Annotated in this window: 18 protein-coding genes and 2 tRNA genes; 8 read left to right on the top strand and 12 right to left on the bottom strand. The window is 66.1% G+C overall.

All coding sequences use genetic code 11. The features are described from left to right. Positions 1–15 precede the first annotated feature (15 nt). Both ABDC25_RS09265 and ABDC25_RS09260 read left to right on the top strand, forming a co-directional pair. Entirely contained in the window at positions 16–333 is a 318-nt protein-coding gene (locus tag ABDC25_RS09265) for a hypothetical protein (protein ID WP_021200504.1), read from the top strand. Then, a complete protein-coding gene (locus tag ABDC25_RS09260) occupies positions 317–898 on the top strand; it encodes a hypothetical protein (RefSeq protein ID WP_347125902.1) in 582 nt (193 codons plus the stop codon). The genes ABDC25_RS09265 and ABDC25_RS09260 overlap by 17 nt, the downstream gene beginning before the upstream one ends. Here the strand turns inward: ABDC25_RS09260 and ABDC25_RS09255 are convergent. The 6 genes from ABDC25_RS09255 to orn all read right to left on the bottom strand — a co-directional run bounded on the left by ABDC25_RS09255 (position 895) and on the right by orn (position 3,512). Continuing rightward, on the bottom strand, positions 895–1,392 hold the full coding sequence (locus ABDC25_RS09255; RefSeq protein WP_297554034.1) for a DUF2017 family protein: 498 nt from the start codon (positions 1,390–1,392) through the stop codon (positions 895–897). The two genes, ABDC25_RS09260 and ABDC25_RS09255, sit on opposite strands and share 4 nt — an antisense overlap. Beyond that, positions 1,389–1,685, bottom strand: a complete 297-nt coding sequence (clpS, locus tag ABDC25_RS09250; protein ID WP_021200507.1) for an ATP-dependent Clp protease adapter ClpS — start codon at positions 1,683–1,685, stop codon at positions 1,389–1,391. The genes ABDC25_RS09255 and clpS overlap by 4 nt, the downstream gene beginning before the upstream one ends. Then, the gene (locus ABDC25_RS09245; protein ID WP_029265421.1) at positions 1,682–2,029 is read right to left on the bottom strand and encodes a metallopeptidase family protein; all 348 of its coding nucleotides are present in this window, start codon (positions 2,027–2,029) and stop codon (positions 1,682–1,684) included. The genes clpS and ABDC25_RS09245 overlap by 4 nt, the downstream gene beginning before the upstream one ends. 27 nt (positions 2,030–2,056) lie before the next feature. Further along, positions 2,057–2,686 carry a LysE family transporter gene (locus ABDC25_RS09240; RefSeq protein ID WP_029259183.1) on the bottom strand — a complete coding sequence of 210 codons (630 nt, stop codon included), beginning with the start codon at positions 2,684–2,686 and terminating at the stop codon, positions 2,057–2,059. An 87-nt stretch (positions 2,687–2,773) separates the two neighbouring features. After that, a tRNA-His gene (locus ABDC25_RS09235) sits at positions 2,774–2,849 on the bottom strand. 36 nt (positions 2,850–2,885) lie between these two features. Further along, positions 2,886–3,512: an oligoribonuclease gene (orn, locus tag ABDC25_RS09230; RefSeq protein WP_021200510.1), complete on the bottom strand. Its 627-nt coding sequence runs from the start codon at positions 3,510–3,512 to the stop codon at positions 2,886–2,888. A gap of 87 nt (positions 3,513–3,599) precedes the next feature. Here orn and ABDC25_RS09225 point away from each other — a divergent pair. Further along, a tRNA-Arg gene (locus ABDC25_RS09225) sits at positions 3,600–3,672 on the top strand. A 123-nt stretch (positions 3,673–3,795) separates the two neighbouring features. Here ABDC25_RS09225 and ABDC25_RS09220 read toward each other — a convergent pair. Continuing rightward, the gene (locus tag ABDC25_RS09220; RefSeq protein ID WP_029259185.1) at positions 3,796–4,065 is read right to left on the bottom strand and encodes a hypothetical protein; all 270 of its coding nucleotides are present in this window, start codon (positions 4,063–4,065) and stop codon (positions 3,796–3,798) included. 205 nt (positions 4,066–4,270) lie between these two features. On the opposite strand from ABDC25_RS09220, the gene ABDC25_RS09215 reads away from it, so the two are divergent. The 4 genes from ABDC25_RS09215 (at position 4,271) to ABDC25_RS09200 (ending at position 7,595) form a co-directional block, all read left to right on the top strand. Further along, a complete protein-coding gene (locus tag ABDC25_RS09215; protein ID WP_347125898.1) occupies positions 4,271–4,777 on the top strand; it encodes a single-stranded DNA-binding protein in 507 nt (168 codons plus the stop codon). An 84-nt stretch (positions 4,778–4,861) separates the two neighbouring features. After that, the gene (locus tag ABDC25_RS09210) at positions 4,862–5,359 is read left to right on the top strand and encodes a hypothetical protein (RefSeq protein ID WP_029265415.1); all 498 of its coding nucleotides are present in this window, start codon (positions 4,862–4,864) and stop codon (positions 5,357–5,359) included. Between the two features lie 63 nt (positions 5,360–5,422). Beyond that, a complete protein-coding gene (gene ettA, locus ABDC25_RS09205; protein ID WP_017830677.1) occupies positions 5,423–7,102 on the top strand; it encodes an energy-dependent translational throttle protein EttA in 1,680 nt (559 codons plus the stop codon). Positions 7,103–7,109: 7 nt separating this feature from the next. Next, on the top strand, positions 7,110–7,595 hold the full coding sequence (locus ABDC25_RS09200; RefSeq protein ID WP_021200514.1) for a thioesterase family protein: 486 nt from the start codon (positions 7,110–7,112) through the stop codon (positions 7,593–7,595). 81 nt (positions 7,596–7,676) lie between these two features. Here the strand turns inward: ABDC25_RS09200 and ABDC25_RS09195 are convergent, their stop codons facing one another. Continuing rightward, on the bottom strand, positions 7,677–8,567 hold the full coding sequence (locus tag ABDC25_RS09195) for an acyl-CoA thioesterase II (RefSeq protein WP_021200515.1): 891 nt from the start codon (positions 8,565–8,567) through the stop codon (positions 7,677–7,679). Between the two features lie 50 nt (positions 8,568–8,617). On the opposite strand from ABDC25_RS09195, the gene ABDC25_RS09190 reads away from it, so the two are divergent. Next, a complete protein-coding gene (locus ABDC25_RS09190; RefSeq protein ID WP_347125895.1) occupies positions 8,618–9,283 on the top strand; it encodes a hypothetical protein in 666 nt (221 codons plus the stop codon). On the opposite strand, the gene ABDC25_RS09185 is transcribed toward ABDC25_RS09190, so the two are convergent. The 4 genes from ABDC25_RS09185 to ABDC25_RS09170 all read right to left on the bottom strand — a co-directional run bounded on the left by ABDC25_RS09185 (position 9,262) and on the right by ABDC25_RS09170 (position 14,048). Beyond that, positions 9,262–10,734, bottom strand: coding sequence for a serine hydrolase domain-containing protein (locus tag ABDC25_RS09185; RefSeq protein ID WP_347125893.1), 1,473 nt, complete (start codon positions 10,732–10,734; stop codon positions 9,262–9,264). The two genes, ABDC25_RS09190 and ABDC25_RS09185, sit on opposite strands and share 22 nt — an antisense overlap. Positions 10,735–10,867: 133 nt before the next feature. Then, positions 10,868–12,532, bottom strand: a complete 1,665-nt coding sequence (locus tag ABDC25_RS09180) for an FAD-binding dehydrogenase (protein ID WP_347125891.1) — start codon at positions 12,530–12,532, stop codon at positions 10,868–10,870. Further along, positions 12,529–12,978, bottom strand: coding sequence for a globin (locus tag ABDC25_RS09175; protein WP_021200519.1), 450 nt, complete (start codon positions 12,976–12,978; stop codon positions 12,529–12,531). Before ABDC25_RS09175 ends, ABDC25_RS09180 begins: the two co-directional genes overlap by 4 nt. After that, a complete protein-coding gene (locus tag ABDC25_RS09170; protein ID WP_167254162.1) occupies positions 12,975–14,048 on the bottom strand; it encodes a mechanosensitive ion channel domain-containing protein in 1,074 nt (357 codons plus the stop codon). The genes ABDC25_RS09175 and ABDC25_RS09170 overlap by 4 nt, the downstream gene beginning before the upstream one ends. Positions 14,049–14,124 lie beyond the last annotated feature (76 nt).

The raw sequence follows: 14,124 nt of genomic DNA, 5'->3' as shown, positions 1-14,124 counted from the left end.
GACTAGCGTGGGGGTATGCCGAACATTGCACTGGAACTCGGAAAGCAAGCTGCGTCCTTCGGCGTGAAGAGCGCGTACGGGGAGCCGCAGGATGTCGACGGTGTGAGCATCACTCCGGTGGCATTCACCTACTCGGGCTTCGGCGGAGGCAGCGGAGACGGTGGCGAGGGTGGTGGCGGTGGCGGTGTCTCCGTCCCGGTCGGGGTCTACGTGCGTCGCGAGGAAGGTCTGCGCTTCGAGCCGAACATCGTCACGTTGCTCGTCGTCGCCGTGCCGTTCGTCTGGGTCGCCGGACGGGCGCTCACTCGCATCATCCGTGCCCTCAAGAAGTGACGATCCGGTCGCTGCCGCGCTGGAGCTGGCCGCGACGCTGATCGAGCGGGATGTCCGTGCCGTCGCCGCCGCGAACCCCGTCGTGCTCATCGATGGCGGCAGCGGTGCGGGAAAGTCGTCCCTCGCCTCCCTGTTGGTGCGTCGCTGGCCCGTGGTCGGTCACGTACAGCTCATCGCGTTGGATTCCATCTACCCGGGCTGGGACGGACTCGATGAAGGCGCTGAGCGCGCCCTCGACTGGATCCTCCGTCCGCACGGCCGCGGGTATCTCGGCACCTGGCGGCGATGGGACTGGGAGGACCGCACCGAGGCGGAGAGCCACGCCGTCGACCCGGCCCTCGGAGTCATCATCGAGGGCAGCGGGATCCTCCGCCCCTCGACCGCCGCCCTCGCCGATGTCAGGGTATGGGTGGAGTCGGCGGAGGCATCGAGGAAGGCGCGTGCCCTGGCACGCGATGGGGACGCCTATCGGCCGCACTGGGACCGTTGGGCGGCACAGGAACGCCGACACATCGAGCGGGACGACCCTCGATCCCTCGCTACGAGAATCGTCGAGGTTCCTTAGACCTTCCGGCCCTCATCCGCTTCGTCTGCAGCCTGGATGAGAAGTTCCAAACGGTATCCGAGCCAGTCGTACACATCGTGACGCCCATCCGTGGCGGTCTGTTCGTCGGTCGTGATCCCGAGCCGCGTGGCTATGACGAGGCGAATAGCCGTGAGCGTTCGGAGCCAGGCGTCGACGTCCTCCACGGGCACGGTCATCTCCCGCGTCCGCAGCGCTTCTGCCTCGGCGAGGTCGTCACCGGTGACGTCTCCGAGAGACCCACGTGTCCGGCGCGCATCGGCGAGCCGTCGATCGAGGAGATCATCCCTCGTGCTTTCGGCGAACTCGGCGGCGGAGTCCGCATCGTCGGGGTAGGGAGTCGGCGTCAATCGGTCGATGGCGGGGTCCCCGACCTCCCGCGAAGTCGCGAGGAGCTCGATGAAATCGTCCACGAGCTTCGCGAGGTGGAGCTCCTCGATCCCGGTGATCGTGACGATGACGGCGTCCCTGGTCACTGTGAGGCCTTCCTGACCGTGGCCCACAGGCCGTAGTCGTGCATGGCCTGCGCGTGGACCTCCATGGTCTCGCGCGGCCCCGTCGCCACGATGGCGTGTCCGTCGTGGTGCACGGCGAGCATCAGCGTCGTCGCGTGGTCGAGCGAGTATCCGAAATACGTGCGGAAGACGCGGACCACGTAGCTCATCAGATTGACGGGGTCGTTCCAGACGACCACCTGCCACGGCTCCAGGGGAGCGGCGCTCAGATCGGTCGCCTCATCGAGATCGGGAACTGCGGCGGGGATCGTCATGCCCAACCCATCTCATGCAGCTGCTCGTCGTCGATGCCATAGAAATGCGCGATCTCATGCACCAACGTGGTGTGGATCTCGTCGCGGAGCTCTTGCTCGTTCTCGCATTGGGCCAGGTGCGGCTCGCGATAGACCACGATGCGATCGGGCAACTCGCCCATCCCGTACTGGGTCCGATCGGTCAGCGCCAGCCCGTCGTAGAGGCCGAGCAGATCGAGGCTGCCGTCCTCCGGCCGATCCTCCACCACGAACACGACGTTCTCCAACCCTTCGACCATGTCGTCGGGCAACTGGTCGAGCTCATCGATCACGAGCTCTTCGAAGGCGGCGGCATCCATGTCCATCCCCCTCAGCCTAGGGCCCGAGGGAGGTCAGTGCAGGAGAACGAGGATCGCGGCCACCGCGATGAACAGGGCGCCGAACACGGTGTTGAGGATGCGCTGTCCACGTGCGGTTCGCGTGAGTCGACGGAACGGACGTGCGGCTGCAGCGAAGAATCCCCACATCACGATCACGTCGACGACGATCACGGTGACGATGAGCGTGAGGTATTGGGGGAGCGGAGGCTCGTCCAACCTGACGAACTGCGGAATGAACGCGAGGAAGAACACGATCGCCTTCGGGTTCAGGAGATTGACCCAGAAACCGCGGCGGATCATCGACCAGTGGCTCTCGCGGCTGTCTACCGGCAGGGGATCGTCGTCGACCACGACCGCGGGCTTCGCGAGGATGAGGCGGATCCCGAGGAACACCAGGTAGGCGGCCCCGGCATAGCGGATGCCGTTGAACAGCACTTCCGAACGCGACACCAGGAGCCCGACACCGGCAGCCACGATCGCGACGTGGACGATCAACGCGATCTGCTGGCCGATGATGCCCCAGATCGAGCGCCGCCAGCCCTGGTTCATCGCATTCGACATCGTGTTGATCGCCCCAGCCCCAGGCGTGAAGCTGATCACGACGGACGCGGTCAGCAACGAGAACCAGACCGCGAGTGACACGTCGTCAGTCTAGGGCGTCGGGGGAGGGGTACCAGCCGCGCGTAGACGCGAAGAAGGCCCGAATCTCGCGATTCGGGCCTTCTTCAGTGGGGTGAGTAACGGGACTCGAACCCGCGACATCCGGCACCACAAGCCAGCGCTCTACCAGCTGAGCTATACCCACCATGTGCCTGCCGGAGCAGGCAACCATACGAGTCTATTACATGTTCGGAGTGAACTCGGACACCGTACGTGCAGCGATCTCGCGAGCTTCGTCGCTGGACGGTCCCGGCTCATCGACGAACACCGCCTCGCGGTAGTACCGGAGCTCTCGGATCGACTCCAGGATGTCGGCGAGGGCGCGGTGCCCTCCGTCCTTGGGCGGAGCCTGGAAGAAGACCCGCGGGTACCAGCGTCGCGACAGTTCCTTGATGCTGGAGACGTCGACATTGCGGTAATGCAGCCACTGATCCACCTGCGGCATGTATTTGGCCAGGAACATGCGGTCCGTCCCGATCGTGTTACCGGCCAATGGAGCCTTGCGCTCGAGGGGCACGAAGCGCTTGATGTACGCCAGTGTCTGGGACTCCGCCTCCTCCAGCGACACGCCACCGGGGATCTCCTCGATCAGGCCCGATGTCTCATGCATCTTCGTGACGAAATCGTTCATGTGCGCGAGCGCGGCTTCGGTGGGGCGTATCACCACCTGGAATCCGGGGTCGATCGGGTTGAGCTCGAAGTCGGTGATGACGACGGCGATCTCGACGAGTTCGTCGACCGCGAGATCGAGTCCCGTCATCTCGCAGTCGATCCATACGAGACGATCATTCTCGGACGCAGATACCATCTCGCCATACTATCGACGCCCCCGACATCACCGGCCGGAGTGTGACTCGTGAATCGTCTGCGCGACCGCGATACTCTAGAGTCGTGCGCCTCCGTAGCTCAGGGGATAGAGCAGGAGCCTTCTAATCTCTTGGTCGCAGGTTCGAATCCTGCCGGGGGCACTTCACGGTGTCGGCGTTCGAGAATGTTCGCTCCGACGGATGATCGATCCGACGAGAGACGATCTCATGTGCGGAGCGCGACCTCTCCCGGATCGACGCCATGCGTCGCGGCGGCGACCACCGTCAGGAATAGCGCAGCACCGCGACAGCGTCATCGACACGCCAGAACTCGCCGACCACACGGAACACGCCGGTTGCGAGATGCAGCCTCTCCGCCCGGTACCGGACACCGAGCGGGTCCGGGACGATGCGCAGATGTCCGAGGACATGCTCTCTCTGGTCCTGGACCCTCCAGAGATGATCGGCTGCGCGGACGAGATGCTCTCGCGGAGACGAGAGTCGAGGCGTGGCGAAGGGGACTTCGGGAAGAGAGGTGATCATGCTGTCGGACATCGGTGCTCCTTTCGTGATTCGAAGATATGACCGACCACCGACATTCCCTCGCGCGCAGTCCTCTCGTCCTCATCGGGGGTTTCTCTCCACAGAGGTCAATTGCCTCGGTCTCTCCACCGACTTCGCGTTTCGGGCTCCCCGCCTCCGTCGTGGCCGCGCACGCTGGAAAGACCGGAAGGGATCCGGAGACGAGAGGACGAGCAACATGATCGACACGCTGACCATCGTGGGAAGAGTCGCCACCGACCCGACACAGGTGCAGACCGCAGGAGGTGTGGCGGTCACCAACTTCCGTCTCGCCAGCACCCACCGACGATTCGACCCCGCCGCCCAGGCTTGGACAGACTCGGGGACCAACTGGTACTCGGTGGCGGCGTTCCGGCAGCTCGGCGAGAACGCCAAGGCGTCCCTGCGGACGGGTGACGCGGTGATCGTGACAGGTCGGCTGAAGATCCGGAATTGGGAGAGCAACGGCAAACATGGCACAAGTGTCGATGTCGAAGCAGAGGCGATCGGTCACGATCTGCGGTGGGGGACCACGGCGTATCGACCGCAGCCGCGGCCGCAGACCGGGATCGCGGAGGCAAGCTCCGACGCGCCGAGCGCTCACTCTGCAGAGGAAGGAGCCCCTGTACACGCCGCAGAGTCGGAGTCTGCGGCATTCGACCTCTCGTGGGCGGATCCGGCGTCGAGGATAGCGGCGAGCGACTGACGCGCACCGGATTCCGAGAGCGTCGGGTGTCGGCCGTCGGCCGGTTCACGCTGAGGCGGGAGGAAGGCGACGTAGACTCGGCACGTGCTTCGTCGATCGGTCTCCTCACCGGCGCGTGCAGCCGGCGTTCTGGCGGTCACGGCCGTCTCTGCTCTTCTGCTCTCGGGCTGCGTTCCGGAACCTGCACCGACGGCGTCTCCGTCGAGTTCGGCAACTCCCGATGCGGACTCGACGGCGCCGTCTGCTCCCGTGCTCGTTCCCGACGGCAGCGCAGAGGACAACCTGCCGGTGTTCACCGCGACTGCGGAGGGCATCTGGGCGACAGATCAGCGCGGTTCCGGCCGTGCCTACATCGACGCGCTGATCGGCGCAGGGTTCGATCGCGAGTCGATGCAGGTGACCCAGGATCAGACCACCGTCGGCAACCCGGCGGAGAGCCTGCAGTTCTCGGTGCGGTGGGGTCAAGACGAGTGCTTGGTCGGCCAGGTCGGCCCGTCCACCGGGCAGGTCGTCACCGCGGTCCTCCCGCAACTCGCCGAAGGGCGATGCCTGGTCGGCACCACACGTCCGATCGACTGGTGACACGCCAGGGGGCCGGTAGGCTGGAGTGTCGATCTTCGACGCCAACAGAAGGAGCGGTTTTCGGTGGCTGAGTACATCTACTCGATGGTTCGTGCGCGCAAGGCAGTGGGCGAGAAGCTCATCCTCGACGACGTGACCATGGCGTTCCTCCCCGGGGCCAAGATCGGCATGGTCGGTCCCAACGGCGCGGGCAAGTCGACGATCCTCAAGATCATGGCGGGTCTCGACACTCCGTCGAACGGTGAGGCGAAGCTCTCCCCGGGGTTCACTGTCGGCATCCTGATGCAGGAGCCGGAGCTCGACGAGACGAAGACCGTGCTCGAGAACATCCAGGACGGCATCGCGATCAAGGCGAAGCTCGACCGTTTCAACGAGATCTCGGCGCTGATGGCCGATCCCGATGCCGACTTCGACGCACTCCTCGCCGAGATGGGTTCGCTCCAGGAAGAGATCGACGCGGCCGACGGCTGGGACCTCGACTCGCAGCTCGACCAGGCCATGGATGCGCTCCGCACCCCGCCGGGAGACGCCGCGATCGCGCCTCTCTCCGGTGGCGAGAAGCGTCGAGTGGCGCTGGCGAAGCTGCTCCTGCAGAAGCCCGATCTCCTGCTTCTCGACGAGCCGACCAACCACCTCGACGCCGAGAGCGTGCTGTGGCTCGAGCAGCACCTGCAGGCGTACAAGGGTGCCGTCATCGCGATCACCCACGACCGGTACTTCCTCGACCACGTGGCCGAGTGGATCGCCGAGGTCGACCGCGGTCGCCTGATCGGCTACGAGGGCAACTACTCGACGTACCTGGAGAAGAAGGGCGAGCGCCTCGAGATCCAGGGCAAGAAGGACGCCAAGCTCGCCAAGCGCCTCAAGGAGGAGCTGGAGTGGGTGCGCTCCAGCGCGAAGGGTCGCCAGACGAAGTCGAAGGCACGTCTCGCCCGCTACGAGGAGATGGCATCCGAGGCCGAGCGCACCAGGAAGCTGGATTTCGAGGAGATCCAGATTCCCGCCGGTCCTCGACTCGGAAGCGTCGTCATCGAGGCCAAGAACCTGAAGAAGGGCTTCGACGGGCGCTCGCTCATCGACGGCCTGAGCTTCAGCCTGCCGCCGAACGGTATCGTCGGCGTCATCGGTCCGAACGGCGTGGGAAAGACGACGTTGTTCAAGACCATCGTGGGCCTCGAGCCTCTGGACGGCGGAGATCTGAAGATCGGTGAGACGGTCAAGATCAGCTACGTCGACCAGTCGCGCTCCAACATCGACCCGAACAAGACGCTGTGGGAAGTCGTCTCCGACGGCCTCGACTACATCACCGTCGGCAAGACCGAGATCCCGTCCAGGGCGTACGTCTCGAAGTTCGGCTTCAAGGGGCCGGACCAGCAGAAGAAGGCCGGGGTGCTCTCCGGTGGAGAACGCAACCGCCTGAACCTCGCGCTGACGCTCAAGGAGGGCGGTAACCTGCTGCTCCTCGACGAGCCGACGAACGACCTGGATGTCGAGACCCTCAGCTCGCTCGAGAACGCTCTGCTCGAATTCCCCGGATGCGCCGTGGTCATCACCCACGACCGGTGGTTCCTCGACCGCATCGCCACGCACATCCTCGCCTACGAGGGCACCGACGAGAAGCCGGACCAGTGGTACTGGTTCGAGGGCAACTTCGAGGCGTACGAGGAGAACAAGATCGAACGCCTCGGAGCCGATGCGGCAAAGCCGCACCGTTCGACGCACCGCAAGCTGACGCGCGACTGAGCACCTCGTGACTGCGACGCCGGGGCCCCGCCTGCACATCCCGATCCAGCTCCGCTGGGGCGATCTGGATGCGTTCAACCACGTCAACAACACCTCGATGCTGAAGCTGCTCGAGGAAGCTCGTGTGCGAGCGTTCTGGCGTGCAGGCCCCGGCGAAGAGGCACCATCCACCGCGGTGCTCGACTCGGGTATCGATGAGGGGATCCTCACCCTCATCGCGCGACAGGAGATCGAGTACCTCGCGCCGGTGCCCTACCAGCGGCGACCGCTCGAAGTGCAGATGTGGTTCGGCAAGCTCGGCGGATCCAGCGTCGAGGTCTGCTACGAGGTGCACAACGATCCCACGGCGGCGCCGCGTCAGATCTACGCCCGCTCCACGGCGATCATCGTGCTCGTCGATGCGAAGACCGGACGTCCCACCCGTCTCACCCAGGAGATGCGCGACGCGTGGGATCCGTACGTCGGCGAATCGATCGAGTACAGCCACCGCTGACCGCCACACGTACCGCCGGCGTGCACCAGAGCACGGCCCCCCGGGCAGACCCGCAGCACGACGAGCGTCTGAGCGGATAAATCAGTCCTGGCCGTCGGGAACCCTGATCATGATCTCCTGGGCGACACTCGCCACCAGGGTGCCGTCGCGTGTGAAGATCCGTCCGGTGGCGAGTCCGCGGCCTCCGCGGGCGTTGGGGGACTCCTGTACGTAGAGCAGCCACTCATCCACGCGAGCAGGGCGGTGCCACCACATCGCGTGATCGAGACTCGCGACCTTGAGGCCGGGGAGCGCCCAATAGACCCCGTGGGCGCGAAGAATCGACTCCTGGATCGTCATGTCGCTGAGGTAGGCGAGCGCTGCGCGGTGCAGACGCTGGTCGTCCGGAAGCGGCGCGCGAAGGCGCATCCACACGGCCTGCTGCGGTGTGCGGGCATCGTCGCTCGGCAGATACATCGGCGAGTCGACATGGCGGACATCAGCCGCTCGGTCGCTCAGCATCCGCGCCGTGCCGCCGGGGAGTCCCTGTACACGGTCCTCGTCCGGCTGGAGGGCCTCAGGCTCGGGGATGCCCTCGGGCATCGACGACGCATGCTCGACGCCGGGATCCGCATCCTGGAACGAGGCGATCATCGAGAAGATGGGTACGCCGTTCTGGTATGCCTGGGCACGGCGTGTCGAGAATGAGCGCCCGTCATGAATACGGTCGACCGAGATCGTGATGCCCTGACTCGCATCGCCGGGGCGCAGGAAGTATCCATGCATCGAGTGCACCGCCCGATCTTCGGGAAGAGTGCGTTCCGCAGCGAGGAGCGCCTGGGCGAGAACCTGTCCACCGTAGATCCGCCCGCTGGGCATCGGGTGCGACGAACCGGTAAAGATGTCCTCGGTGGTCCGTGCCTGGGTCGAATCGAGATCGAGGACCTCGAGCAGTCGCTCGACGGTCTGGATGGCGTGTTCTTCCGCGCTCATGGATTCCTCTCCGCGCCCCGGGACGCCGCTCCGTTGGTAGTTTAGAACGCGTGCCGCATCACCTTCTCCTCGCCGACGCCGACACGGCGAAAGACGTTCTGACATTCGTGGGGCGAGCCGCCAGAATCAGCGACGAGGGCGTACGACTGCAGGCGACGGGGGGAGTCCTCGCGCTCACGACGGCGGCCCTGGCACCACACGGTCTGTTCGATCAGACGCCGACGATCCTCGCGATGCGCATCGTCCATGCCGACCCCGAACTCGAGTGCGATGTCGTCGTCGACCAACTCACGCAGACCGACGGACTCGATCGCCTGACCCTCCCGGATACGGGCCTCTCTCCGGCCTGGGCCGGCATCGCTCCGCCTCGCGGTGCATGGGAACGGTCAGTCGTCCTCGACGCCTCGACGCTGGCCCGACGAGCACAGTGGGGCATTTCCGCCGTCGCCCGAGGCGCGACGCCGGGCGCCGGAGAAGAAGCCGTGCGGGCGCTGCGTGCCGCGATCTGGGGTGAGCCGGACGAGGAGCTCGAGGGTCTGCCGAGAGGGGTCGCCTTCGCCGCGGACGCGATGGGTTTCATCTCCGGCGAGGAGCAGGTACCGGTGACTCGATCCGGGCGATGGACGCGACTCGCCTTCCGGCGCGGGCATGTGCTCTCTCGGGGACCGGTCGCCTCTGGCCTCACGAGCGTGCGTCAGACCGGCGTGCTCGACTGACGCGAAGCGCGCAGGCGTCCCCGTAACGCGACCGGCACGACTCGGAGCGCGACGATCCTGCTCACCAGAGCACTGATTCCCCCCAGCACGAGCACGATCCCGAGAACGTCGAGGAGCGGGAACAGCCAGAGGTCGAATACCCAGTACTGCCATTCGACCGATCCTCCGAGCAATGCCGGTGCGAGCGGGACGAACAGGCCCACCACGATGACGAGCGTCAGCGGGACCAGACGAAGCCAGACGCGTGGTCTTCGCGCTGCGCGTCTCCGCGCCGCCCACCGCGGAGCACGAAGTGCGGTCACCAGGAGAAGGATCAGAGCGATCACAGCGAGAGCCGACAGGATCCCGTTGACGATGTTCAGCGGATTCTCATACGGCTTCGTCGCCACCCCGCCGGCACCGTCGATCAGGTTCTGCACCAGCTCGCCGGGGGAGCCGACGCCGTTCGTCAGCACCACTGCCGCTCGGCCCGTCTCGGGAGCGAATGCCATCGAACCGGTGAACGTGGCCAATGTGCCGCCGTGGGAGACGAAGCCGGGGGCGTCGCCTCCGCCCGGAGCGGCGCGTTGCCAGCCGAGGGCGTAGGACTCCGCGCCCCGCTGAGAGGCATGGAGCTCCTCGAGCAGTATGCGATCCAGGACGCCCGCTCCGACATCGCCCTGCTGGAACCGAAGCCACCGCACCATGTCGGCGAGCGTAGACACCACACCTCCGTTCCCCCCGCAGCGTCCGGGCATCTCCGGCATGACGTAGGCGAGTCCGAGTACGACGGAGAAGCCGGGGGCGAGTCGGTCGACCGCCTGATCGCAGGCAACGACGCTCCGTGTGTCGAGCATGCCGAGCGGGACGAAGAGGCGCTGCCGGAGGAAGTCGTCCAGCGACTGGCCGGAGACGACTTCGACGACGCGCGCCGCGATCGAGTAATTGGTGTTGTGATACTCGAATCGGGCGCCGGGCTCGGCCACCAGCCGCCGATCGCGGAGCTCGGCCACGACCGCCTCGGTCGTCCGTGGTGCGGGGAGCGCGAACTCGGGGTTGGTTCGCAGCGAGAGTCCGGAGGTGTGCGACAGCAGCTGCCGTATCGTGACCTCCTCATAGCGCTCGTCGGCCATGGTGAACTCCGGCAGTGTGTCGATCACCCGGTCGTCGAGCGCGATCTTGCTGTCCTGAACGAGCAGCATGACCGCCGTGGCCGTCATCGACTTGCTCATCGAAGCGATCCGAAACAGCGTGTGCGGGGTGATCGTGCGCCCGTCCCCATCCCGACCGCGCACGATCAGCTCGACGCCTCCGTCGGAGACCACCGCCGCAGCTATGCCCGGTGTCGCGAACGCATCCACGTAGGCCTGCACGGTGGCGTCGGAGGAGAGTGGGGCGGAAGTCGCGGCGGCGGGAACCGCGGTGCCCGGGATCAGAACGGACAGGAGACCGAGAACGGGGAGGAGGCGCACGAGCCCACAGTAGGGACGAACATCGAGCGATTCGAGTGACGCACACACTTCTTCGGGGTAGCCCGAACAGGCAGGAGGGAGCCCCGGAACGGCATCATCCGGAAAGCTGGAACCGGCGCTCTCGGAACGTGCCTCAGCCCGCGAGTGCCGCTGCCCGCCCCGCCGTCCGTCCCGAGAACAGGCAACCGCCGAGGAACGTGCCTTCGAGGGCCCGGTAGCCGTGCACGCCCCCGCCACCGAAGCCGCTCGCCTCGCCTGCCGCATAGAGCCCCGGGATCGGCTCTCCGGCCGGGTTCAGAGCGCGGCCCTCGAGGTCGGTGTTGATTCCGCCCAGAGACTTCCGCGTGAGCACGTGCAGCTTCACGGCGACGAGCGGTCCGGCCGCAGGATCCTGGAGACGATGCGGTGCAGCGGTACGGATCAGCTTGTCGCCCCGGTAGCTGCGCATCGATCGGAGCATCCCGATCTGCGCATCCTTCGTGAAATCGTTCTGCATCTCGCGGTCGCGGGCGAGCACCTCGCGCCGGACGTTGTCGATGTCGAGGAGCTCCCCGCCCGGATGCCGCTGCATCTGTTCGAGCAGCGTTTCCAGGTCGTTCTCCACGATGAAGTCCTCGCCCTCGTCGAGAAACGACTGCACAGGCCCGGTCGGTCCCTTGGCCAGGCGCGATCTCACCAGGAGACCGACGTCCTTGCCGGTGAGATCGGGATTCTGCTCGCTGCCGGAAAGTGCGAATTCCTTCTCGACGATCTGGCGTGACGTGACGAACCAGGAATGGTCGTGACCGGTCGTGCGCAGGTGCTCCAGCGTTCCGAGGGTGTCGAATCCGGGAAACAGGGGGACAGGGAGTCGTTTACCCGTCGCGTCGAGCCAGAGCGAGGAGGGGCCGGGGAGGATACGGATGCCGTGTGACGGCCACACCGGGTCCCAGTTCGTGATGCCTTCGACGTAGTGCCACATCCGGTCGCCGTTGATCAGCCGGGCGCCGGCAGCTTCGCTCACACCGTGCATCGATCCGTCGACGTATGCCGGTACCCCGGTGAGCATGTGCTCCGGCGCGGTACCGAGGCGCGCCGGCCAGGCTGCGCGGACGAGGTCGTGGTTTCCTCCGATGCCGCCCGACGAGACGATGGTCGCCGTCGCCGTGATCTCGAACTCGCCGATGACGTCGCGGGAGGACGGCACACCGCGGCTGGATCCGCTCGTCGCGAGGACGTCGCCTCGCGCTCCGGTGACGGTCCCGTCCACCGCGAGCAGTTCCGTCACGCGGTGTCGGGGGAGGACCGTGAGCCGTCCCTCCCGCTCGCCCTGTTCGACAGCCGCCGCGAAAGGGGCCACGATCCCCGGACCGGTACCCCAGGTGATGTGGAACCGCGGGACGGAGTTGCCGGGACCGATGGCGCCGTAGCCTCCTCGCTCAGCCCAGCCCACCACCGGGAAGAAACCGACGCCGCGCTCTCGCAACCAGGCGCGCTTCTCGCCGGCAGCGAACTGCAGGTAGGCCTCGGCCCAACGGCGAGGCCACTCGTCCTCCGGCCGGTCGAAGCCGGCGTTTCCGAACCAGTCCTGAGTGGCGAGTTCCAGGGAGTCCTTGATGCCGAAGCGCCGCTGCTCGGGGGAGTCGATGAAGAACAGACCGCCGAAGGACCACCACGCCTGTCCACCGAGGTTCGTGCGTGGCTCCTGGTCGACGACGATCACGCGTCTCCCACCCGCGAGCGCTTCTGCGGCGGCCACCAGGCCGGCCAACCCCCATCCGATCACCAGGACGTCTGTGGACAGGGGCGTTGTCGTCATGAGTTCTCCGTTGATTCCTGACGTGAGCGGGTCTCGAGCGTGGGACGGCCGCCGGGACCGGCGCCGATGCCGGAAGGCTCGAGTGTGTTCACCATGGCATAGGCGGCGCGCTCCAGGTAGTCCCACAGCGTCGTTTCGTGCAGAGGAGACAACTGCGCCTCGTCCACCGCGGTCCTCATGTGACGAAGCCAACGATCGCGGGCATCGGCGTCGATGTGGAAGGGCATGTGTCGCATGCGGAGTCGCGGGTGCCCTCGCGTCTCGCCATAGGTCGTCGGCCCTCCCCAGTACTGCTCGAGGAACATCCGGAGCCGATCCTCCGCCGGTCCGAGATCCTCCTCGGGGTACATCGGCTTCATCACGGGGTCGAGCGCGACCTCGCGGTAGAACACCGAGACGATCTTCCGAAAGGTCTCATGCCCGCCGATCTCGTCGTAGAACGTCACTTCTGAGGGCTCCCGTCATCATTCGGCTTCTTGCGGCGCCAGATCCCACGATCGGGGATGATCGGCACGCCCGTGACCGCGTTCGGACGGGTCCTGGGTGGGTTCGCTCCTCGTACCCGACGGGCGCCGTCGAGCCCCGTCGGCACCACATCGACCATCCGGGGCACGCCGATCTCCTTCTCGAGGAGCGCGGCACGCAAGCGACGACGCAGCTCTTGGGCCACGTCGTCCTTCGCGTTCGCACGGGCCTTGATGACGATGCGGACGACGAGCGCATCGCCGTCGATGGATTCGAGCCCCCACAGCTCCGGTTTCTCGATGATGCGGGTGCGCCACTTCGGATCTTTCGACAGCCCTTGCGCGGTCTCGAGCATGATGTGCTCGACCTGTTCGAGGTCCGAGTCCGCCGGCACCCCGATGTCGATGATGGAGCGTGCCCATCCCTGTGACATGTTGCCGATGCGGGTGACCTCGCCGTTGCGCACGTACCAGAGGGTTCCGTTGACGTCGCGCACCTGCGTGATGCGCACGCTGACGTACTCGACCACACCGCTCGCGAGACCGAGGTCGACCACATCGCCGATACCGATCTGGTCCTCCGCGACGATGAAGATCCCGTTGAGCACATCCTTGACGATGTTCTGGGCGCCGAAACCGAGGCCGGCACCGACGGCGGCGGTGAGGAGGGTGAGCGAACCGAGCAGGCTGTTGTCGATGGCGTTCACGATGAGCACGATCGCGATCACGACCAGCATCACGTTGACGATGTTCTGCAGGATCGTACCGAGGGTGCGGGTGCGCTGCACCAGTCGCATGTCGGCAAGTGGCGAGCGCTCGAGCGCCTGTGTGTCGTCGACGGACGCCTTGTTCTTGGCGCTGTCGACGATGCGGTGCACCACGCGCCGGATGACGACGCGAAGCACGAGGCCGATCACCACGCACGACACGATGATGATCGCGACGGCGAGCACCTTCATGCCGGCCGCTCCGAGCCAGCCGAGCAGCGCCGTCACCCAGTCGGGAAGCGGCACGGGGTCGGGGGGAGTGTCTGTCGTGGAGGGGATCATCATCACCACCGATCCTAGCGATCGGGCCTCTGTGCGGGCTGGGTGGTGGATGCCGCACGCGAAAACGGAGACCATCTGC

It is taken from the genome of Microbacterium sp. SY138 (assembly GCF_039729145.1).
GTDB lineage: Bacteria > Actinomycetota > Actinomycetes > Actinomycetales > Microbacteriaceae > Microbacterium > Microbacterium maritypicum_A.
Note: the sequence above shows the minus strand (reverse complement) of the source record. Positions and strands in the feature narration are given on the sequence as shown.